Below are 20,943 nucleotides of genomic sequence, written 5' to 3'. Positions count from 1 at the left end.
TCAGCGGGGCCGGACGCCGGTGAGCTCGCCGATCACCTCCGCCAGGTTCGGCGGTTGCACGCTGTCCGGCAGGTCTTCCGCCCAGACGCAGCCCAGGTAGGCCTCGCGCTCCTCCTCCGTGAGCTCGCCGGGGTCCACCGGCGGGCGGGCCTCGGGGAAGCGGGCGAGGTAGAACCGCTCGCTCTTGACGTAACGTACGCCCAGCCACGGGAAGTCGCGGTCGACGGCGACCCAGCGGTCCTCGACGGCCGAGCCCGGCAGGCCCGTCTCTTCGGTCAGCTCGCGTCGGGCGGCCTGCAGGGGCGTCTCGCCGGGGTCGAGGCCGCCGCCCGGCGGCTCCCACAGGTCGGCGCCGCTGACCTTGTCGTGCCAGTGGAGCAGCAGCACCCTGCCGTCGCGGTCGAGGCAGACGACCCTGGCGGCCGGGCGGGCGCTGACGGCCGTCACGTCTCGTCCTCGTCGAGGACCAGGGCCAGGAGGCCGGGGAAGCGGGCGTCGAACTCGGGCCGGCGCAGCCGGTTGAGCCGGCGCGCGCCCTGTTCGCGCTGCTCCAGCAGCCCCACGCCGCGCAGCACCGCGAAGTGGTGGCTGAGCGTGGACTTGGCGACCGGCAGGTGGTGGAAGGCGGCGCAGGCGCGGCTCCAGTCGGGCACCCCGGCCAGCTCGCGGACGATGCGACGGCGGACGGGGTCGCCGAGCGCGTCGAGGGCGGCCTGGAGGGTCGCCTCGGCGGGGGAGACGTGGACGGGGCCGCGTGTCGTGTTCGATGGGGATCGAACGTCGGTGTAGTGTTCCATCTCGATCGAACATCTTAGTCGCGAGGAGCGCGCGGTGAACATCGGACATGTCGGGGTCTGGCATCCCCTCTTCGGCAACGCGCCGGGCGAGACCGGCGGCCGGGCGGCCGCCCGGGCCGAGGAGCTCGGGTACGGGTCCGTCTGGGTGGGCGAGGGCCCAGGCAGCAAGGACCCGCTCGTGTCCGCGGCGATCCTCCTGGCGGCCACCCGCCGGATCGCCGTCGGCACCGGCATCGCCAGCATCTGGTCACGCGACGCGGCGGCCATGGCGGGCAGCAGGTTCGCGCTGGGCGAAGCCTTCCCCGGCCGCTTCATCGCCGGGCTCGGCGTCAGCCACGCGCCGCTGGTCAACGCGCGCGGCCACGACTACGCCAAGCCGCTCACCGCGATGCGCCGCTATCTGGACGGCATGGACGAGACGGCGAAGCACCACCGGGAGGTCGACGCGCCCCGGCTGCTCGCCGCGCTCCGCCCCGGCATGCTGGAGCTGGCCAGAGACCGCGCCGACGGCGCCCACCCCTACTTCGTGCCGCCCGAGCACAGCGAGCGGGCCAGGGAGATCCTGGGGCCGGGCAAGCTGCTCATGCCCGAGCAGGCGGTGCTCGTCGAGACCGATCCGACGCGGGCCCGCGAGATCGCCCGCGACCACATGTCCGTCTACCTCTCCCTGCCCAACTACCTCAACAACCTGCGCGATCTCGGCTACACCGACGACGACTTCGCCGGCGGCGGCAGCGACCGGCTGGTGGACGCGATCGTGGGCTGGGGGAGCCCGGACGCGGTGGCCGAGCGGGTGCGGGCGCACCTCGGCGCGGGCGCCGACCACGTGGCGATCCAGCCGCTGTCGCCCGGCGGCCCCGACCTCGACGACGCCCTGCGCCAGCTGGAGCTCCTCGCCCCCGCGCTCGGCCTGCGGTGAGGGACCTGTGACGTCCTGAAGACGGTCCGGGGAGCGTGGGCGCCGGGCGGCCCGGCATGACTCAGCGTTTCATCGCGCCGTCGGCGATCGCGTCGGCCGCCTCGCCGATGGCGATGCCCACGATCTCCAGACGGCGCACGAGCTCGCGCTCCTTCATGCGGTCGTTCGTGAGCTCGCCGGAGAAGATGCGCGAGATCTCATACTGGTACATCCGCCGGATCGCGCTGCCGGCCTTCTTGGCCTCCAGCGCGTCGTGCGGCACGGCCGACGGGCTGGAGACGAGGTCGCGGACGGCGGTCTCCAGCGCGTCGATGCCGACGATCACCTGGTCGAGCAGCGGGGTGAAGCGGATCTGGTCGGGCACGCGATAGAGGTGCGACTCGCGGACGAAGTCGCGCAGCGAGTCCAGCACGTCGTCGATCGAGCGCGACAGCCTGAACAGGTCCTCCCGGTCGATGGGCGTGATCAGGGCCGACTCCAGCTCCTCGACGAGCTGGCGGCGCTCCTCGTCGCCGAGGTGCTCGATGGTGCGCATCTGCTCGTGCGCGCCCGTCCTGCCCACCTCGCCGCCGATCATCGCCATGGCCAGCCACGCGCCCTCCTTGGTGGCCTTCAGCTGCCCGAGCAGCGCGTCCGACAGCGCGGTGTCCATGTGCCCCGTCAGCAGGTCACGGATCCTGCGCAGCCGCCTCACCAGCCTGCCGCCCTTCACATCATCACTCCCTTTCCGGCGTAGGCCGCCACCGCGCCCAGCACGCCGCTGGCCGGCAGCGTCAGCAGCCAGGCGACCACGATCTTCACGGCCGCGTACCAGCGGACCCGGCCGCTGCCGCGCACCACCCCCGCGCCGATCAGCCCGCCGGCGATCGCCTGCGTCATGCTGACCGGCATGCCCACGGCGGAGCAGCCGAGCACGGCAGACCCTGCCGACAGCTCCGCCGCCACGCCGTGCAGCGGGCGGAAGGCGATGATCTCGCGGCTGAGCGTGCGGCCCGCCTTCGGGAGCCCGTACATCGCTCCGAGCCCGAACAGCACGGCCGTCAGGGTCGTGTACGGCAGCGGCGCGTCGGAGAAGCTCAGCGCGATCATGAAGATGGCGAGCATCTTCTGTCCGTCGTTGGCAGCGTACGCGACGATCTGCACCACGAACCCGGCGCGGTGCAGGCCGCTCAGCCGGTCGGCGCTGGCGAACCGCACCACCAGCGTCGTCACCGCCCACGCCACCAGGCCGCCCACGATCGGCGCGGCCAGGCCGAAGGCCAGCACCAGCGCCACGTACGGCCCCGAGACGGGCAGGCCCCAGCCCAGGCCCGCCCCGGTGAGCCCGCCGACGAGGGCCAGCGTGAGGCTGGTCGGGCGGCCCTTCATGGTCAGGAAGGTGACCACGGCCATCGCGCTCAGTACGGCGATCGAGGTCGCCGCCCGCCCGCCGGGCCCGTCGAAGGAGGCCAGCCGGTTCACGAACGTCAGCGCCACCTGGTGGGTGGCCAGCGGAACCAGCGCGATCACCACGACCATGGCGAGGATCCCGGTCGCCGGTCGCATCGCCGGCAGCTTGAGCCCGGTCGCCAGGAGCGCCCCGCCGTCGTTCATGCCGGACACGATCGCGAACAGCCCTGCGACCGCGACGAGCACGACGACGTCTGCGGGCATGGGCAACCTCCTGCAAAAGCTGTGTATAGCGGATATCTACCCAAGATCGGGCGCATAAGGCAGGGGAGACCGCGCTTCCCGGGGGCGGTAACCTCGATGGATTCAGTCGCGCAGACCTCACCGAGAGCGATCCATGAGCGTTGCCGAGTACGTCCTCACGTTGTCCTGTCCCGACCGGCCCGGAGTCGTGGCCGCCGTGTCGAGCCTGCTGTCCAGGCACGGCTGCAACATCACCGAGAGCCAGCAGTTCGGTGACCGCGAGAGCGAGCGGTTCTTCATGCGGGTGCAGTTCACCTCGCCGGTCGGCGAGGACGAGGTGCGGGCCGCCTTCGCCGCCCTGGCTTCGGACCTCCGCATGGAGTTCCAGCTCCGCGACCTGGCGAGGAAGCCCAAGGTGCTCATCATGGTGAGCCGGTTCGACCACTGCCTCAACGACCTGCTCTACCGCGTCCGCAGCGGCGCGCTCGACCTCGAGGTCGTCGCGGTCGTGTCCAACCATCCCGACCTGCGCCCGCTCACCCAGTCCCACGGCATCGACTACCACCACCTGCCGGTCACGCCCGAGACCAAGCCGAAGCAGGAGGCCGAGGTGCTGGCGCTGGTCGAGCGCTACCAGGTCGACCTGGTCGTGCTGGCCCGCTACATGCAGGTGCTGTCCGAGGAGCTGTGCGCGAAGCTGAGCGGGCGGGCGATCAACATCCACCACTCGTTCCTGCCGTCCTTCAAGGGCGCCAAGCCCTACCACCAGGCCCACGACCGCGGCGTCAAGCTGATCGGCGCGACCGCCCACTACGTGACGTCCCACCTCGACGAGGGGCCGATCATCGAGCAGGAGGTCGCCCGGGTCAACCACAGCCACTCACCCGAAGATCTCGCCGCCATCGGGCGCGACGTCGAGAGCCTGACCCTGGCCAGGGCGGTCAAATGGCACACCGAGCAGCGGGTCCTGCTCGACGGCCACAAGACCATCGTGTTCCCCCGCTGACCCCGGTGTTAGCCGTGCCCCAGCCGGGGCACGCGCTGGACATGCCTGAAGAACCGAACTCCACACCACCGCCGCAGACCCAGCAGTACCCGGGCGGCACCGGCGAGATGGCTCCGGAACCACGCGACGAGATGCGCCGCTACGAGGGCCGGGGCCTGCTGTCCGGCAAACGGGCGCTCGTCACCGGCGGCGACTCCGGCATCGGCCGCGCCGTCTCCGTCGCCTTCGCCAAGGAGGGCGCCGACGTCGCGATCGCCTACCTGAGCGAGCACGACGACGCCGACCACACCAGGAAGCTGGTGGAGGCCGAAGGGCGGCGCTGCGTGCTGCTCCCCGGCGACCTGGCGGACCGCGACCACTGCGTCCAGGTCGTCGAGCGCGCCGTCTCCGAGCTGGGCGGCCTGGACGTCGTCGTGAACAACGTCGCCTACCAGCAGCCGGTCGACTCGCTGGAGGAGCTGACCGACGAGCAGTGGGAGCACACGTTCGCGGTCAACATCCACAGCTACTACCGCGTCACCAAGGCCGCGCTGCCCCACCTCGGGGAGGGCTCGGCCATCGTCAACACCTCCTCGATCAACGGCCTGCGCGGCAACAAGACACTCCTCGACTACTCCGCGACGAAGGGCGCGATCAACGCCTTCACCTACGCGATGGCGCAGAACCTGGTCGACCGGGGCATCAGGGTCAACGCGGTGGCGCCTGGGCCGGTCTGGACACCGCTCATCCCCGCCACCTTCCCCGAGGAGAAGGTCGAGCAGTTCGGCAAGCAGGTGCCGATGAAGCGGGCGGCCGACCCCGACGAGATCGCTCCTTCGTACGTGTTCTTCGCCTCGGACCTGATGTCGTCGTACTACACGGGCGAGGTGCTGGCCCCGATCGGCGGGGAGACGCTGCCCGGCTGACCACGTCAGATGAGAGTTCTCTCATCTCAGACTCAGGTCTCTCTCCTCATGTCCCGGCATGCTGGAGCGTATGAAGAGCCGAGCACCTCTCCTCGCCATCCTGGCCGGGCTGCTCGTGGCCGTGGCCGTGACGATCGGGTTCATGCGGGTCGCGGCCGGCGGCCCCGAGCTCGGCGGGCCCGTCGTGGTCTCGAACGAGCCGCCGGGGGCCACGGAGACCGGGGACGGCGCCGCGACGCCGGACGCCGGGACCGAGACGTCCGCCGCCGCTGAGACGGCCACGCCCGCCACCGCCGAGAAGACGCCGTCAGCGTCTCCGTCGCCGCGCGAGACGAAGGCCGAGCCCGTCAGGCCCCCGTCACCCAGGCCGGGCGGCGACGACGATGACGACGACGATGATGACGATGACGACGACTGACGGCTCGCCGGCATGCGGGTGACCGCGCGCGGCCGGATCGTCGGCTGGATGCTCGCGGTCGTCTCCCTCGCCCTGTTCATCGCGATCTTCGCGACCTGGGCGATCCTCGACCGCCTGATCGACGACCGGATCGACGCCGAGTTCGGCAACGAGGCGGAGAAGCTGCGCCGCTACGCCGCGACCGCCGTCGACGTCCGGGACGTGGACACCCTGCTCAGCGGATACCTCTCCTACAACCCGCCCGACGAATGGGAGACGTTCTTCACGATCCTCGACGACCGGCCGCACAAGATCACCGGGATTCCGCCGCTGGCCCGGCTCGACACCGACGACGCGCTGGTGGCGCGTCTGGGGCAGGTCACCGAGCCGGCGAGCGGCGAGACCGAGAGCGCCGCCGGCACCGTCCGCTACGCCGTCATCCCGGTCCAGGTGAACGGCGACGCCCGCCGGGGCCAGCTGGTCATCGCCGTCTTCTACGACCACTACCGCGAGGAGGTGCTGAACGCCATCCGCGTGCTCGCCCTCGCCTCGCTGGCCGCACTCGCGCTGGCCGGCGCGGCCGGTTGGTTCGTGGCGGGGCGGGTGCTGGCGCCGATCCGGCTGGTGGGGCAGACCGCCGAACGGATCAGCGGCTCCTCCGACCTCACCAGACGGCTCGACGTGCCGGGCGACGACGACGTGTCCGAGCTGGCCGGCACCTTCAACCGGATGCTCGACCGGCTGGAGCACGCCTTCGCCGTGCAGCGGGACTTCGTCGACGACGCCGGTCACGAGCTGCGCACCCCCATCACGGTGATCCGCGGCCACCTGGAGCTGATGGGCGACGACCCCGACGACAGGGCCGAGACCCTCGCCCTGGTCACCGACGAGCTGGACCGGATGAACCGCATGGTCGACGACCTGCTCACGCTCGCCAAGGCCGAACAGCCCGGCTTCCTCGACATCGACGAGGTCGAGCTGGCCGACCTGACCGTCAGCGTCGTCGCCAAGGCGCGGGCGCTCGGCGAACGGCGCTGGCGGGTCGACGAGGTCGCCGAGGCGCGCATTCCCGCCGACCGGCAGCGGCTCACACAGGCGCTCATGCAGCTCGCGGCCAACGCCGTGCGCCACACCGCCGACGACGGCCAGATCGCCGTCGGCTCCGCCGTCCAGGACGGCTTCGTACGGCTGTGGGTGCGCGACGACGGGCCGGGAGTGCCGCCGGCCGACCGGGAGCGGATCTTCCGGCGGTTCATGCGCGCCGGCGAGCGTTCCGGTACGCACGAGGGCGCCGGGCTCGGCCTGGCCATCGTCAGGTCCATCGCCGAGGCCCACGGCGGCACCGTCCAGGTGGAGGACGCCCCCGGAGGCGGGGCGTGCTTCGTGATGACCATTCCGATGCGGGAGTTGCGGTGAACCGGATCCTGATCGCCGAGGACGAGGCGCGGATCGCCTCCTTCGTGGAGAAAGGGCTGCGCGGCAACGGCTTCGTCACCGCCGTGGTCAGCGACGGCCTGGCCGCCTACGACATGGCGGGAAGCGGCGCTTTCGACCTGCTCATCCTGGACATCGGGCTGCCGCTGAGCGACGGGTTCACGGTGCTGCGGCGGCTCAGGGAGTCCAAGGTCGGCATCCCCGTGATCATCCTGACGGCCCGTGACAGCGTCACCGACAAGGTGGCGGGGCTGGAGGGCGGGGCCGACGACTACATCGCCAAGCCGTTCGCCTTCGAGGAGCTGCTGGCCCGGGTGCGGCTGCGGCTGCGCGCCGACCGCAGCCCCGAGGTGACCGTGCTGCGGGTCGCCGACCTCGCGCTCGACCTGCGGACCCGGCGCGCGTACGTGGGGGAGCGGTCGGTGGATCTGTCGACGCGGGAGTTCGCGCTCGCGGAGGTGTTCTGCCGCCATCCCGACCAGGTGCTGACGCGGGAGCAACTGCTCAGCCACGTGTGGGGGTTCGACTTCGACCCGGGCTCGAACGTGGTGGACGTGTACGTGCGCTACCTGCGCCGCAAGCTCGGCGCCGACCGCATCGAGACGGTACGGGGGACCGGCTACCGGCTGAAGGCCGAGGGCGCCCCTAGGTGAAGGGACTCTCATCACGTGCTCACGGGGGGCCAACCGGTGGATCCCAGGCTTGGAGTCGTCCGCACGGGAAGTGCGGAGGAATCCAGGAGGACGAGATGAGCCAGGAACTGCGGCGCGCGCTCGCGGCCATCGGGATCGTGCTGGGCATGGGCGTCACCGCCACCACCCTCGCCACCCCGGCGACCGCCACCACCCCGTCAACCGTCATAACGACCGCCGACGATGACGACGACCGCCCGAGGGGCGGGGTGGAGACAGGGGTCGGTGGGACGGCCGACGACGATGACGATCGTCCGCAGGGCGGGGTGGAGACCGGGGTCGGTGGCGTGGCCGACGATGACGACGATCGTCCGCAGGGCGGGGTGGAGACCGGGGTCGGTGGCGTGGCCGACGACGATGACGATCGTCCGCAGGGCGGAGTGGACACGGGCGCAGGTGGGGCGGCCGACGATGACGACGATCGGCCGACTGGTGGGGTCGAGACCGGGGCCGGTGGGGCGGCGCTGCTGATGGGTGGGGAGGAGGGGGCGGCGTTGCCGCTCGCGCTCGCCTCGGGCGTGGGAGCGGTGCTGATCGCCGGTGGCGCGTGGGCCGGCCGCAGGCTGGTCAGGCGGTGAGCGTGCGGCGCCGGAGTCTCGCCCTGGTGGCGGGTGCTCTCGTTGCGACGGTCGCGTGCGCCCCCGGCGCCCCGCGAGCGGCGGGTGCCCTGGCCGGTGCGGCTGCCCCACAGGTGGCGGGTGCCCTGGCCGGTGCGGTCGTCCCGCAGGCGGCGAACCCCGTGCGGTTGCGGATCCCGTCCATCGGCGTCTCGACCAAGGTGATCCCGCTCAAGCTCGACAAGGCGGGCCGCCTGATCGCACCCGAGCCGTTCGACCGGGTGGGATGGCACGAGGGCGGCCCCGAGCCCGGGGAACGGGGAGTGGCCGTCATCGCCGGCCACGTCGACTCCAGGACGGGCCCCGCCGTGTTCTTCCGCCTGCGCGACCTGCGCAAGGGCGCCCGCGTGCACGTGGACAGGGCGGACGGCAGCACCGTCACCTTCACCGTGTCACGCCTGGCCCGCTACCCCAAGGACCGCGTGCCCGACGAGGTGTACAACTCGGGCGAGGGCGCCCAGCTCCGCCTCATCACCTGCGGCGGCACGTTCGACCGCGCCCGCCGCAGCTACCGCGACAACGTCGTGGTGTTCGCCCGCTGACAACGGAAGTGCCGCCGGGCCCCCGGCGGCACTTCTTCGATGAGAACGTCCTCACGATCGGCTCACAGGCGCTTCACCGCCGGGCGAGACGCTGTTCATGACAGCGAAAGACCCGGGAGGACCTCTTGAGACCGACCACGCTCCTCGCCCTCGCGATGGACCTGGCCGCGATCATCACGCTCGCGTACGGCCTGTACTACCGCCGCCACCACCGGCGCGACCTGCTCTTCGCCTACGTGGCGCTGAACACGGGCATCTTCGCCGTGGTTTCGCTCATGCTGGTCCAGCGGGTGGACCTGGCGGTCGGCTTCGGCCTGTTCGGCGTGCTGGCCATCATCCGGCTCCGCTCCTCGGAGATCACCCAGCAGGAGATCGCATACTACTTCGTCGCCATCGCGCTCGGCCTGGTCAACGGCATCGCCGCGAGCTGGCCGCTGACCGCGCTCTTCCTCGACGTGGTGCTGCTGGCGGTGATGTACGTGGCCGACCATCCCCGCCTGCTGGGCCGTACCCATCAGCAGCTGGTGACGCTGGACGTGGTGCACACCGACCCCGCGCTGCTCCGCGCCGACCTGGAGAGCCGGCTCGGCGGGCGGGTGCTGCAGTGCGTGGTGAGCCAGGTCGACTATGTACGGGACGTCACCGTGGTGGACGTCCGCTACGAGGTCCCGGCGGAGCGGCGGGCGGAGGCGTGGCGATGACCGAGTGGCCCGACGCGGGAGTCCTGCTCGCCGGGGTGGCGGCCGGCCTCGACCCGGTCACGCTGGAGGAGGTCAGCGCCCGCGCCAAGCTGATGACCCGGGTGGACCACAAGTATCTGGTGCCCGCCTCGGTCATGACCCGCCTGGCCGGAGAGTTGGGGGACCGGTTCGAGGTGCTGGAGATCGGCGGGCGGCGACAGTTCCGCTACACCTCCACCTACTTCGACACGCCGGACCTGCTCACGTTCCGTCAGCACCGCCAGCAGCGCCGCCGCCGCTTCAAGATCCGTACGCGGACGTACCTGGACGGCGGCGGGCGCTGGCTGGAAGTGAAGCTGAAGGGCGCGGGCGGCGGCACCGACAAGCACCGCGTCCCGTACGACGGCGCGCCCGCGCACGCGCTCACCCCCGAGGCGCTCGACTACCTGTCGACCACCCTGGCCACCGGCCTGCGGCTGCCCCGCCCGGCGTCGCTCGGTCCGGTGCTGTCCACCGACTACCGCCGGGTCACGCTGGTCGACCGGTCCGGGGCCGCGCGGCTGACCTGCGACAGCGGCCTCGTCTGCCACGACGGCCGGCGCGCGCTCCCGGCCCGGCGCGACCGGGTCCTGCTGGAGTCGAAGTCCGCCGACGGCGACGCCGCCGCCGACCGCGTGCTGCGCCGCCTGGGCGTCCGCCCGGTGAGCGTCAGCAAGTACTGCCTCGGCGTCGCCGCCCTGCTGGACGTCCGCGCCAACCCCTGGCACCGGGTGCTGCGCCACTACTTCAGAGGACGGTACGCAACGCCGACCACCTGATCTCACGGGTCTACGGCATCCTCCCGAAGCCGGCCACCACCCCGGAGTGATCGCTCGCCCACACCGGTCGAACTCCCGGAAATACGCCTCCAGCCGCAGCTGCGGGCCGTGCGGCCCGCAGCGCACCAGCACGTACTCCTCGCCGACTCGGGCGTGGCGTCGAAGTCCCCCGCCGCCGTGGCGGGCCCGGAGGTTCATGGTGAGCACGCGCATGCGTGATCACTGCCCCGGGCCGGATCACGGGCGATAGGTGCCGAAGAACCAGATGTTGCCCTCCGGGTCCGCGGCGGCGTACTCGCGCGACCCGTACGGCTGGTCCACCAGCTCCATGGTGATCCGGGCGCCGGCCTTCCTGGCACGGTCGTGGTGGGCGTCGGCGTCGTCGACCGCGATGTAGACGCCCGGGCCGCCCGGGCTGCCCAGGCCGAGCATGATGACGTCGTCGCCGACCAGGAGTTCGGCATGGCTGACCACGCCTTCGTCGTTCTTGGACACCTCGCGCACCTCGAAGCCGAAGGCGCCGGTGAGGAAGTCGACCGCGGCCGCGCAGTCGTGGTAGCGGGCGAGTGCGTAAACCTTCATGGGCCCAGTGTCGGACGGCCGCCGGCCTGGGGTCTTGGAGAAATCTGACCGGGCGTGACCGCCGCGAGCGTGCGGAACTCGCGGTTCATGTGGGCCTGGTCGTAGAAGCCGCACGCGGCCGCCGCCTCGGCGATCGCGCTGCCCGAGCGCAGCAGCGCCGCCGCCCGGTGGAAGCGGATCACCCGCGCCGCCGCCTTCGGCGTCAGCCCGACCTGGTCGCGGAAGCGGGACACCAGGTGGCGGTGGCTGCGCTCCAGCGACACGGCCAGCGACGCCACCGGGACCGCGCCGCCCGACTCCAGCAGCCGCGCCCACGCCCACCGCACCTCGGGATCGGGCTCGGGCCCGGCGGCGAACCGCTCGGTGAGCAGCCGCTCGGCCAGCGCCAGCCGTTCAGGCGCGGACGGCGCCGCGGCCAGCCGACCGGCCGCCTCCGCCGCCCACGGGCCGAGCAGCTCCTCCGCCGGCACCGCCAGGTTGACCAGGAGCCGCAGCGGCATCCCGAACAGCCGCCTGGCCCCGAACGGGGTCAGAGCGACCTCGACCCCCTCGGTCGGCCTGGTCATCCGGGTGAGCGTGAACCGGTCGGACGGCCCCGCCCCGAACGAGGTCAGCCGCTCGCCGTCCACCTCCATCGGCGCGGCGAACCCCAGGATCAGCACTCCGCCGGTGACCGCCGCCTCGGCCCGGGTCAACGGCTCGCCGTGGTCTTCGCGGTAGGCGGCCAGGCGGTGGACGTAGGGCCGCAGGGCAGGACCGGGGGCCGACCCGGTCATGGTCAGCCCCCGCTCGCTCATGCTTTCGACTATAGGCCGAGCTGCCTGGCCATGAACGTGAGCGTGTCCGCCGACAGGTCGACGGTCCGGCTGATCGAGCGGGCGCCGTGGCCCACCTCGGTCTCGTTGCGCAGCAGGATCGGCCCGTCGCCGGCGGTGGCGTGCTGCAGCGCGGCGCACATCTTCCACGCGTGCAGCGGATGCACCCGCGTGTCGGACTGGAACACCGTGAACAGCGTCGCGGGGTAGCGCACCCCCTCCTCGACGTGGTGGTAGGGCGAGTAGGAGCGCAGCCAGCCGAACTGCTCGGGATCGTCGGCCGAACCGTACTCGACGTTCCAGGTCGCGCCCAGCCCGAACTTCTCGTAACGGATCATGTCGAGCAGCGGCGCCGAGCACACCACGGCCCGGTAGAGGTCGGGGCGCTGGGTGAGCGCCGCGCCCACCAGCAGGCCGCCGTTGGAGCCGCCCGAGATGCCGAGCTGCCCGGCCGTGGTCACCCCGGTCTCGATGAGGTGCTCGGCCGCCGCGTGGAAGTCGTCGAACACGTTCTGCTTGTGGGCGAGCATGCCCGCCCGGTGCCAGTCCTCGCCCTCCTCGCCGCCGCCGCGCAGGTTGGCGATCGCGTACACGCCGCCCGCCTCGACCCAGCTCAGGATCGACGCCGAGTAGCCGGGGGTCATCGAGATGCCGAACCCGCCGTACCCGTAGAGGATCGTCGGGCGCGGGCCCTCGCCGGAGGCCGGCGAGATGATGAGCATGCGCACGTCGGTGCCGTCGCCGGAGCGGTATACCACCTGTTCGGTGCGCACCTCCGGCACGTCCACCGCGCCCGGCGAGGCCGCCCAGAGCGTGGTCTCGCCCGTGCGCGCGTCATAGCGCTGGATGGTCGGCGGGGTGGTGTTGTCGGTGTAGCCGAACCACGCCTCGTGGCCGCCCTCCGGCCGCTCCGAGATGCCGCCGATGCTGCCCAGGCCGGGCGTCGGCACCTGGCCGATCCGCTCGCCCGTCGCCAGGTCGTGCACGGTGATCTCGCTGATCGCGTGGCGGGTCCAGCCCACCAGCATCACCGGGCTGTCGAGGTCGTCGAGGATCGCGAAGTCGGACAGCACCGCCTCCGGGTCCTGCGGGATCAGGTCGCGCCACGCCTCGAACTCCGGCCGGGACGGGTCGGTGACGCACACCCGGGCCCGGGGCGCGTCACGGTCGGTGTGGACGTACAGCCTGCCGTCGCGGCCGAACACCAGCCCGGTCTGCGCGTCGACGCCCTCCTGCACCACCCGCAGCTCCGGCCGGTCGGCGGGGGAGGCGGTCAGGTCGGCGACCCACAGGTCGTTGCGCGGGGCGGTGCCCTCGCTGGCCGAGATCTGCAGCCAGCGGCCGTCGCGCGACACCGACACGCCGTAGTAGTTGGTCATCTTCATGCCGTCACCGAAGATCATCACGTCGTCCTCGGTGGACGTGCCGACCCGGTGCAGATAGACGCGGCGGTGGAACTGACGCTCGTCCTCGGGCACTTCCGTGCTCGGCAGCCTGCGTACGTAGTAGAAAGCCTCGCCGCCCGGCAGCCACGCGATGGGCGAGTAGCGGCAGCGGTCGATCGGCCCCTCGATCCGCGTTCCCGTCGCCACGTCGATCACGTAGAGCACCGACTCCTCGTCGCCGCCCACCGAGATCTGGTAGGCCAGCAGCCGCCCTTCCTTGTCGGGCTGCACCGCGTCCAGCGTCGTCAGCCCCGACGGGTCGAGCGCCATCGGGTCGACCAGCGCCCGCTCGGTGCCGCCGGCCCCGTCGGGCTCCACCACGTAGTAGACCGCGTGCTCCTGCTCCGGCGTGCGGCGGCTGAAGAAGTAGCGGTCGCCGCGCCACGCGGGCGCGCCCACCGACCCCGACTTCAGCAGCTCGGCGATCCGCGACTTGAACCGCTGCGGCTCGCTCTCCCGCTTGAACAGCTCGGCCTGCGCGACCAGCCACCGCTCCGTCTCCGGGCTCTCGGGATCCTCCAGCCAGCGGTACGGGTCGGGAACGGTGATGCCGTGCAGGACGTCGGCGGTTTCCTCGCGTGGCGCCGCCGGATAGGACTCTCGCGTCATGCTCGAACCCTACGGCAAAGCACGAGGCCCGGAGGTTGGCGTAAAGGCCTGGTGATACGGGAATAAACCGTAACGTGCGTCCCTCTGGTCATTCCGGGCCGGACGTTAAGGGGTGGCGGGGACGCTGCGGTGAACGCCAGACTTGCTGACAGGACGGTGCCGTGGTGTCCATCCGCTGGGCCGTCCGGCGGAGGTCCACGTGATGGTTGTGCCGAAGCCCCAGGAGGGGCGAATAGCCGGGACATGCCACGGCATGTCTCCTTCGAATTGGGTGCGGCGGGGAGAGGCCCGATGATGCGCCAAGTCCTGCTGCTCAACGCCACCTACGAGCCCCTGACCACGCTTTCCCTGCACCGCGCCATCGTGCTCGTGCTGCGGGAGAAGGCCGACATCATCCACCGTGACGGCCGCGGAGCCGTGCTGCGCTCCACCAGCCGGACGCTCGACGTGCCGTCGGTCATCCGGCTCAGGAGATACGTCCGCATCCCGTACCGATCCCGTATCCCCCTGACCAGAGCCGCCCTCATGCGGCGCGACGACTACCGGTGCGCCTACTGCGGGCAGCGGGCCGAGACCATCGACCACGTCGTCCCCCGCTCCAGGGGCGGCGCCCACACGTGGGAGAACTGCGTCGCCTCGTGCTCGCCGTGCAACCACAGGAAGGCCGACAAGTACCTGGAGGAGCTGGGGTGGACCCTGAGTGTCGCCCCGTCCGTGCCACGGGGCGCTCACTGGCGGTTGATCGGCGCCTCGCTCGTCGGCGACCCCCAATGGGCGCCCTACCTTGAAGCGGCTGCCTGACCCGGGCCCGGCACCTCGTGCCGGGCCCGCGTGCCCTTCGGGCTACTCCCAGGTGCGGGGCCGGCTCGTGCTCTTCACCGAACCGGCAGGCTACGCCCGGGTGACTTTCCAGCCCTGAGGGCGTTCCGGGCTACTCTGATGGCATGCCGCGTTACGACTACCGCTGCCGCGCCTGCGGCTCCACGTTCGAGGTGTCCCGGCCGATGTCGGCGTCCAGCGACCCGGCCGCCTGCCCGGAGGGCCACGACGACACGGTCAAACTGCTCTCCACCGTCGCCATGACCGGCTCCGCCGCCACCCCGCCCTCTGCCTCGGGCGGTGGCTGCTGCGGCGGCGGTTGCTGCGGCTAGCTCTCGGCGGATGCCGCCAGGTTTCCCCTCGGAGTCACGCGCAGGCCGGTGAAGACCGGCCAGCGCCGGTCGGCGCGGTCGCGAACGATCGACAGCGCGATGCCGCCGGTGTCGCCGACGCGGTGGCGGCTCGGCGCGCTGAGCCGGACCGTTCCGTCGACCAGCGCGACGATCCTGCTTCCTCGCACCGTGAGCAGCACGTGGTGGGCGGCACCGGGTGCGAGCGGCTGCTCGTCGAGGACGCGCCCCCCGCTCCGGCCGCGGATGAGCTGGGCCGTGTGGGCGGACAGCCGGATCGCCACCGGCGCTCGCCCGCCGACGCGGGCGTAAAGGCCGGCGGTGTTCGTGTTCGCGGCAAGCCGGGACACCCGCACGTCCACGGCGTAGTGGTCCCAGTCCGCCGAGCCGTAGGGGGCGTAGGCGGCGTATCTGAAGGTGTCGCGGCCCGCTGGCGAGCGCCTGCCGGTCAACGGGAAGTCGCCCGGCCCCACGGGTTCTCCACTGACGGACGTCCACCGCTCGTGGTCTTCCAGCGGCGTCCCGCGGGGCGGGATCTCGGTGCGCCGCACCACCTCGCGCATCAGGACGTCGGCCGTCGTGTCCGCCCGGACCTCCAGCCGCTCGTACTCCTGCGCCACCGAGGATCTGCGGCTGGGCGGCATCGGACGCGAGGCGTGGTTGCTCATCGCCAGCGCATACGAGTCTTTGATCACACGGTCGGCGAAGGCGGACGCGTGCCGTTCCGCCTCTGGCGTGGGCGTTTCGGTGGAGATCCCCGCCCCGGGGCTGACCGAGAACCGAGCCTCGCGCGGCTCCATGCCATGGGCTCCCATGGCCGCGTCGCCGGAGTCGGAGAAAGGGTAGGAGAACAGGACCGGCCGGGGCAGCCCATGCTGGTGGAACGCGCGGAACATCGCCGCGAAATCGGCTCGGATGCGCGCTTGATAGCGGGCGAGGCTCTCCCACTCGCCGGCCGCGGCGGAGTAGACCCGGTTGGTCAGCGGCGATCCGGTCCGCCCGCCGGGCCCGGTCACAACCCGGGCGTGCAGGTCGTGGGTGTGACTCTGGAAGTCCCACCGTCCCGATGCCGCCATCCGGGAGACCTCCTCCCAGGACAGGTAGTACGGACTGCGGCCCACCAGGCCGGTGATGAGGAACGCCGAGGCCCGCATGCCGTGACGGGCCAGGATCGCGTCGCCGTGGATCCACAGGCCGCGCGCCCCGTCGTCGAACGTGATCACGACCGAACGTCGAGGCACCGGCCCGCCTCGCGCGTACGCGGCCAGCTCCGCCGCCGACAGCGTGTCGTATCCCGCCGCGCGCAAGGCGCTCATGTGCGACTCGAACTGCCGCGGCGTCACGGTGTACGGGCCGCCGTCGCCGGGACGGATGTCGTGGTAGGTGAGGACGACCGGCGCGGCGCGGTCAGGCAGGCCGGCGGTCAGGCCGCGCCAGCCGGCCACCACGTCGGCCGGGAGCGGGACGGGGCTGGTGGTCTCCTGTTCGGCGACCGACCTCAGATGCTCGTGCAGCCGCCAGGACACCACGAAGGGCGCGGCCAACGCCGCCAGCGCCAAGAGCGTGAGGCTCCCCCTGACCACCCGCACGGCGGCGCCGCGTCCGGTCACAGGCTCTGCCATGGCGACCACCCTCCCCGGCTGAGCACGAACACGTACAGTGCGCCGATCGCCATGGCGAGCATCACCCCGGCGACGGCGCCGAGCAGCCGCTTCACGAGGCGCCCCGGAACCAGATCCTGCGCCGGATCGTCACGGCGGCATACGGCAGCAGCCACGACAGCAGCACCGAGGACAGCAGGCTCATCACCAGCCGATAACGCCAGCGCGATGAGCCGCCCTCACCGAACTTGAACGCCAGGCCCCAGAAGCATCCCTTGATCACCACTCCGGACAGATACAGCGAGGTCAGCAGCCACATGCCGTTGAGCGGCTCCCACACCAGGTGGCGGAGCACGAGCACCGGCGCGGCGAGCACCCACAGCACATGCCCGTAATACAGGGCGGCGGCCCCCGCCCCGCGCCTCCAGATGAACGTGCCGGTGAAGAAGAGGCTGCGGATGAAGCTCTTCTTCCATCGGATCTGCTGGCGCAGGAACGGCCGGAACCGTGCGGGCACCGTGGTCCAGACACGGGCCGAGCGGACGTACGACGTGCGCCAGGCGAGCTCGGGGTAGTCGACGTCACGCACGAACGGCGAATCGGCGTGTCGCCGCTTCAACGCGCGCCCACGGTATCGCTGGCCGAGGACGTATCCGGTGAGCTGCCTGTCGGTGGCGAACCGGAACTCCGCGCCGAGGAAACGGTCCTCGGCCCAGGCGGGAAGGTAGTTGTAGATCGCGTCCCGGCGGAAGACGGCCAGCGGCCCGGAGACGCAGACGACCGCGCCGAAGACCGACTCGGCCGCCTTGATCACCCGGAACTGGCCCTCGTACCACACGTCCTGCGCACGCGAGAGCATGCTCTGATCGGCGTTGAGCGCGCGCGTGTGCCCACTGACCGCGCCCAGTTCAGGGTGCCGGACGAGCGCGGTGACGCAGCGGGACAGGGCGTCCGCGGCCAGCACGCAGTCGGAGTCGGTGAAGGCGACCACGTCGCCGGTGGCACGTTCCATGCCGCGGACGAGCGCCCGTTTCTTGCCTACGTTCTCCTCCAGGAAGAGGACCTCGATGGGCAACCGGCGGGCGAGATCCCGCAGGACGTCCGGCGTGCCGTCGGTGGAGGCGTCGTCCACCACGATGACCTGCACACCCTCGGCGTCTCCCGCCACCATGGACCGCACGCACGCCTCGATGCCCGACTCCTCGTTGCGCACCGCGACCAGGAAACTGACGGTGGGCTGAGCCGGCAGCGGGACGAACAGGTCTGTGTCGCGACCGCGGCGGTGCGCGCGTGGCGGATGCACGGCCGGGTCGGCGTACCTGGTGTAGGCGAGATAGAAGATCACGATCGTGGAGGTGAGCACCAGGCAGCCGTAGCCGAGCAGAAGCGGAGCCTGGAGCAGGGACGGGATGGCGCGGCCGAGAAGCAGGAGCAGCGGGAACAGCAGCACCAGCGTCGCCACCCGCCGGATGCCGTGCTGGATGCCGGGGTCCAGGCGGCGCAGCCGCTCACGGACCCCTTCCATACGCGGCGGGCCGGTCTGGGATCTTCGAGGGCAGGGTGTGTCGGAAGCGGTGACAGCAGGCGAGACAACTGATGGAGAGCGCACGATATCCCCGGTGCTGAGCGTGAACAAGCATCGCCGCTTGATCGAGAAGCACCCTAACCAGCTTCGCCGAGGCCGGAGGGGGATCGACACCGTGATTTTGTAGAAGACTGGGCCCCGCGAACATCCCCAAGGGTGGGCGGCGTGCCTGGTGGGATGGGCACGCCGCCCGTGGGGAGGTCAGGCGGCCCTGGTGCGCTTGCGGCGCTGGAACGGCAGGAAGCGGTCGGCCAGGTGGGGGCGGGACGGGGTGAGGGTGGGCTCGACGGCGAGGATGCGGTCGAAGCGGAAGGCGCGGATCGCGCGGCGCATCCGGCACACTCCCACGAGATACCAGAAGTCGCGGTGGACCAGGCAGGTCACCGGCTCGACCTCGCGGCTGGTGACGGTGCCGGCGGCGTCGCGGTAGTGGAGGCGGACCATCATGCGGCCGGTGATGGCGTCGGCGATGAGCCGGGCCCGCGCGGCCACCTCGGCGGGCAGCGGCTCGACGAGGGTGTCGAGGGTGGCGGCGATGACGTCGTCGTCGAGGTCGAGATGATCGAGGGCGTGCTGCAGGCCGCGCCGGGCGGTGACGGCTTGCGGGCCCGACCCCAGGTGAGCCAGGGACAGAGCGAGGGCGGCGATCTCGGCGGTCGTCAGCGGTTGCGTCTGGGGCTTCACGACTTCAGCCATACCCCAAGCATAGGTAAAGCCACTGACATTTTCGAAAGTGTGTACGGCAGGCGACAGGAGTGTCGCCTGCCGTACAGGGTCACTTGGACAGCTGCGACAGGTCGCGGGAGGCGCCGGTGGAGGCCGAGGTCGTCATGGCCGCGTACGCCTGCAGCGCCGCGCTCACCGGCCGGTCGCGGTCGCGCGGCCGGAACCCGCCCAGCTCGGCCAGCAGCCGCTCGCGGCGGGCCGCCAGCTCGGCCTCGGGGACGTGCAGCTCCAGCTTGCGGGCGGGGATGTCGATCTCGACGATGTCGCCGTCCTCGACGAGCGCGATCGTGCCGCCCTCGGCCGCCTCGGGTGAGGCGTGGCCGATCGACAGCCCGGACGTGCCGCCGGAGAAGCGGCCGTCGGTGATCAGCGCGCACGCCTTGCCCAGGCCCTTGCCCTTGAGGAACGAGGTCGGGTAGAGCATCTCCTGCATGCCGGGGCCGCCCTTGGGGCCTTCGTAGCGGACGATCACCACGTCGCCCTCCTTGACCCGGTCGTTGAGGATGCCCTCGACCGCCTGTTCCTGCGACTCGAACACGACGGCCGGCCCGGTGAACTTCCAGATCGACTCGTCGACGCCGGCGGTCTTCACCACGGCGCCGTCGCGGGAGATGTTGCCGTAGAGCACGGCGAGGCCGCCGTCGGCGGTGTAGGCGTGCTCTAGGTCGCGCACGCACCCGTCGGCGCGGTCGAGGTCGAGGGAGTCCCACCGGTTGTCCTGCGAGTAGGGCTTGACGGTGCGGACGTTGCCGGGCGCGGCGTGCCACAGCTCCGTCGCCTCGGGCCTGACCGAGGGCGACATCGGGTCCCAGGCGGCCAGCAGGTCGCCGAGCGTGCCGCCGTTGACCGTCGGGACGTCGCGGTGGAGCAGCCCGGCCCGGTCGAGCTCGCCCAGGATGGCGGGGATGCCGCCGGCCCGGTGGACGTCCTCGACGTGGTACTTGCTGGTCGCCGGGGCGACCTTGCACAGGCACGGCACCCGCAGGGAGATCTCGTTGATCTCCTTGAGCCCGAAGTCGACCTCGGCCTCGCGGGCCGCGGCCAGGATGTGGAGGATCGTGTTGGTGGATCCGCCCATGGCGACGTCGAGCGTCATCGCGTTCTCGAACGCCTCGCGGGTGGCGATCGAGCGCGGCAGCACCGACTCGTCGCCCTCCTCGTAGTAGCGCCGGGTGATCTCGACGAGCGTGCGGCCGGCCTCCTCGAAGAGGTCCTTGCGCGCCTTGTGGGTGGCCAGGATCGTGCCGTTGCCGGGCAGCGCCAGGCCGATGGCCTCGGCCAGGCAGTTCATGGAGTTGGCGGTGAACATGCCGGAGCACGAGCCGCAGGTCGGGCAGGCGCTCTCCTCCATCTCCAGCAGCTCGGCGTCGGTGACGGAGTCGTCGGCGGAGGCGATCATCGGGTCGATGAGGTCGAGCTTGCGGCCGGGCGTCTTGCCGGCCTCCATCGGCCCGCCGGAGACGAAGACCGTCGGGATGTTGAGCCGGAACGCGGCCAGCAGCATGCCCGGGGTGATCTTGTCGCAGTTGGAGACGCAGATCATCGCGTCGGCGCAGTGGGCGTTGACCATGTACTCGACGGCGTCGGCGATGAGCTCGCGCGAGGGCAGCGAGTAGAGCATGCCGCCGTGGCCCATGGCGATGCCGTCGTCGACCGCGATCGTGTTGAACTCGCGGGGGATGGCACCCGCCTCGCGGATCGCCCCGGACACCACGTCGCCGACGTCGCGCAGGTGGACGTGGCCGGGCACGAACTGGGTGAAGCTGTTGGCCACCGCGATGATCGGCTTGCCGAAGTCGCTCCCGGCTACGCCGGTCGCCCGGAGCAGGGCCCGGGCACCGACCATGTTCCTGCCGTGGGTGACGGTACGAGACCTGAGGGCGGGCATGGAGCTTCTCCCATCGTCGAGCGTCCATCCATGGTACGGCCAGCCGCCCGGTAACTGAGACGGATGTCCACGACCCGATACGGC

General features: G+C 71.6%; 23 protein-coding genes. 12 read left to right on the top strand and 11 right to left on the bottom strand.

The window, feature by feature from the left end:
* The gene (locus tag ACIBF7_RS29370) at positions 1-447 is read right to left on the bottom strand and encodes an NUDIX hydrolase (protein WP_271279711.1); all 447 of its coding nucleotides are present in this window, start codon (positions 445-447) and stop codon (positions 1-3) included.
* Positions 444-797 (bottom strand): helix-turn-helix transcriptional regulator, encoded by a 354-nt coding sequence (locus ACIBF7_RS29365; protein ID WP_148029903.1) that lies wholly within the window; start codon positions 795-797, stop codon positions 444-446. Before ACIBF7_RS29365 ends, ACIBF7_RS29370 begins: the two co-directional genes overlap by 4 nt.
* A 34-nt stretch (positions 798-831) precedes the next feature.
* Here ACIBF7_RS29365 and ACIBF7_RS29360 point away from each other — a divergent pair, with 34 nt between their 5' ends.
* Positions 832-1,716: a TIGR03620 family F420-dependent LLM class oxidoreductase gene (locus ACIBF7_RS29360; RefSeq protein ID WP_148029904.1), complete on the top strand. Its 885-nt coding sequence runs from the start codon at positions 832-834 to the stop codon at positions 1,714-1,716.
* 61 nt (positions 1,717-1,777) lie between these two features.
* Here ACIBF7_RS29360 and ACIBF7_RS29355 read toward each other — a convergent pair whose 3' ends face one another.
* Both ACIBF7_RS29355 and ACIBF7_RS29350 read right to left on the bottom strand, forming a co-directional pair.
* A complete protein-coding gene (locus tag ACIBF7_RS29355) occupies positions 1,778-2,428 on the bottom strand; it encodes a DUF47 domain-containing protein (protein WP_261808368.1) in 651 nt (216 codons plus the stop codon).
* Positions 2,425-3,369, bottom strand: coding sequence for an inorganic phosphate transporter (locus tag ACIBF7_RS29350; RefSeq protein WP_219547005.1), 945 nt, complete (start codon positions 3,367-3,369; stop codon positions 2,425-2,427). The genes ACIBF7_RS29355 and ACIBF7_RS29350 overlap by 4 nt, the downstream gene beginning before the upstream one ends.
* Before the next feature lie 133 nt (positions 3,370-3,502).
* Between ACIBF7_RS29350 and purU the strand changes: the two genes are divergently transcribed.
* The 9 genes from purU to ACIBF7_RS29305 all read left to right on the top strand — a co-directional run bounded on the left by purU (position 3,503) and on the right by ACIBF7_RS29305 (position 10,439).
* The gene (gene purU, locus ACIBF7_RS29345; protein ID WP_148029906.1) at positions 3,503-4,354 is read left to right on the top strand and encodes a formyltetrahydrofolate deformylase; all 852 of its coding nucleotides are present in this window, start codon (positions 3,503-3,505) and stop codon (positions 4,352-4,354) included.
* Between the two features lie 41 nt (positions 4,355-4,395).
* A complete protein-coding gene (locus ACIBF7_RS29340) occupies positions 4,396-5,259 on the top strand; it encodes an SDR family oxidoreductase (RefSeq protein WP_148029907.1) in 864 nt (287 codons plus the stop codon).
* A gap of 70 nt (positions 5,260-5,329) precedes the next feature.
* A complete protein-coding gene (locus ACIBF7_RS29335) occupies positions 5,330-5,677 on the top strand; it encodes a hypothetical protein (protein ID WP_148029908.1) in 348 nt (115 codons plus the stop codon).
* 12 nt (positions 5,678-5,689) lie between these two features.
* Positions 5,690-7,072, top strand: coding sequence for a HAMP domain-containing sensor histidine kinase (locus ACIBF7_RS29330; RefSeq protein ID WP_219547011.1), 1,383 nt, complete (start codon positions 5,690-5,692; stop codon positions 7,070-7,072).
* Complete coding sequence (locus tag ACIBF7_RS29325) at positions 7,069-7,743, top strand: response regulator transcription factor (protein WP_271279716.1); 675 nt, start codon at positions 7,069-7,071, stop codon at positions 7,741-7,743. Before ACIBF7_RS29330 ends, ACIBF7_RS29325 begins: the two co-directional genes overlap by 4 nt.
* Before the next feature lie 95 nt (positions 7,744-7,838).
* Positions 7,839-8,360: a hypothetical protein gene (locus ACIBF7_RS29320; protein WP_397198628.1), complete on the top strand. Its 522-nt coding sequence runs from the start codon at positions 7,839-7,841 to the stop codon at positions 8,358-8,360.
* Positions 8,361-8,362: 2 nt separating this feature from the next.
* Positions 8,363-8,941 (top strand): class F sortase, encoded by a 579-nt coding sequence (locus ACIBF7_RS29315; protein ID WP_397198627.1) that lies wholly within the window; start codon positions 8,363-8,365, stop codon positions 8,939-8,941.
* A 155-nt stretch (positions 8,942-9,096) separates the two neighbouring features.
* Entirely contained in the window at positions 9,097-9,642 is a 546-nt protein-coding gene (locus ACIBF7_RS29310; RefSeq protein WP_219547127.1) for a DUF4956 domain-containing protein, read from the top strand.
* Positions 9,639-10,439 carry a polyphosphate polymerase domain-containing protein gene (locus ACIBF7_RS29305; protein WP_148029912.1) on the top strand — a complete coding sequence of 267 codons (801 nt, stop codon included), beginning with the start codon at positions 9,639-9,641 and terminating at the stop codon, positions 10,437-10,439. The genes ACIBF7_RS29310 and ACIBF7_RS29305 overlap by 4 nt, the downstream gene beginning before the upstream one ends.
* A 237-nt stretch (positions 10,440-10,676) precedes the next feature.
* Here ACIBF7_RS29305 and ACIBF7_RS29300 read toward each other — a convergent pair whose 3' ends face one another.
* Genes ACIBF7_RS29300 through ACIBF7_RS29290 form a run of 3 tightly spaced genes read right to left on the bottom strand, consistent with a single transcriptional unit; the run spans position 10,677 to position 13,890 of the window.
* On the bottom strand, positions 10,677-11,021 hold the full coding sequence (locus tag ACIBF7_RS29300) for a VOC family protein (RefSeq protein WP_148029913.1): 345 nt from the start codon (positions 11,019-11,021) through the stop codon (positions 10,677-10,679).
* The gene (locus ACIBF7_RS29295; RefSeq protein ID WP_397198626.1) at positions 11,018-11,818 is read right to left on the bottom strand and encodes a helix-turn-helix domain-containing protein; all 801 of its coding nucleotides are present in this window, start codon (positions 11,816-11,818) and stop codon (positions 11,018-11,020) included. The genes ACIBF7_RS29300 and ACIBF7_RS29295 overlap by 4 nt, the downstream gene beginning before the upstream one ends.
* An 8-nt stretch (positions 11,819-11,826) precedes the next feature.
* The gene (locus ACIBF7_RS29290) at positions 11,827-13,890 is read right to left on the bottom strand and encodes a prolyl oligopeptidase family protein (RefSeq protein ID WP_397198625.1); all 2,064 of its coding nucleotides are present in this window, start codon (positions 13,888-13,890) and stop codon (positions 11,827-11,829) included.
* Positions 13,891-14,184: 294 nt separating this feature from the next.
* Here ACIBF7_RS29290 and ACIBF7_RS29285 point away from each other — a divergent pair, with 294 nt between their 5' ends.
* Both ACIBF7_RS29285 and ACIBF7_RS29280 read left to right on the top strand, forming a co-directional pair.
* Positions 14,185-14,691, top strand: coding sequence for an HNH endonuclease (locus ACIBF7_RS29285; RefSeq protein WP_148034362.1), 507 nt, complete (start codon positions 14,185-14,187; stop codon positions 14,689-14,691).
* A gap of 143 nt (positions 14,692-14,834) precedes the next feature.
* Positions 14,835-15,041 (top strand): zinc ribbon domain-containing protein, encoded by a 207-nt coding sequence (locus ACIBF7_RS29280; protein ID WP_397198624.1) that lies wholly within the window; start codon positions 14,835-14,837, stop codon positions 15,039-15,041.
* Here the strand turns inward: ACIBF7_RS29280 and ACIBF7_RS29275 are convergent.
* The 4 genes from ACIBF7_RS29275 to ilvD form a co-directional block, all read right to left on the bottom strand.
* Entirely contained in the window at positions 15,038-16,681 is a 1,644-nt protein-coding gene (locus ACIBF7_RS29275; RefSeq protein ID WP_397198623.1) for a polysaccharide deacetylase family protein, read from the bottom strand. The genes ACIBF7_RS29280 and ACIBF7_RS29275 overlap by 4 nt on opposite strands.
* A gap of 91 nt (positions 16,682-16,772) precedes the next feature.
* Complete coding sequence (locus tag ACIBF7_RS29270; protein ID WP_397198622.1) at positions 16,773-18,185, bottom strand: glycosyltransferase; 1,413 nt, start codon at positions 18,183-18,185, stop codon at positions 16,773-16,775.
* 261 nt (positions 18,186-18,446) lie between these two features.
* A complete protein-coding gene (locus tag ACIBF7_RS29265) occupies positions 18,447-18,941 on the bottom strand; it encodes a YafY family protein (protein WP_148029918.1) in 495 nt (164 codons plus the stop codon).
* A gap of 79 nt (positions 18,942-19,020) precedes the next feature.
* Positions 19,021-20,859, bottom strand: coding sequence for a dihydroxy-acid dehydratase (gene ilvD / locus ACIBF7_RS29260; protein WP_364237221.1), 1,839 nt, complete (start codon positions 20,857-20,859; stop codon positions 19,021-19,023).
* Between the last annotated feature and the right edge of the window lie 84 nt (positions 20,860-20,943).

Source organism: Nonomuraea sp. NPDC050478 (assembly GCF_044458265.1).
Lineage (GTDB): Bacteria > Actinomycetota > Actinomycetes > Streptosporangiales > Streptosporangiaceae > Nonomuraea > Nonomuraea ferruginea.
The sequence above is the reverse complement of the archived record's forward strand: the minus strand, read 5'-3'. Positions and strand labels throughout refer to the sequence as shown.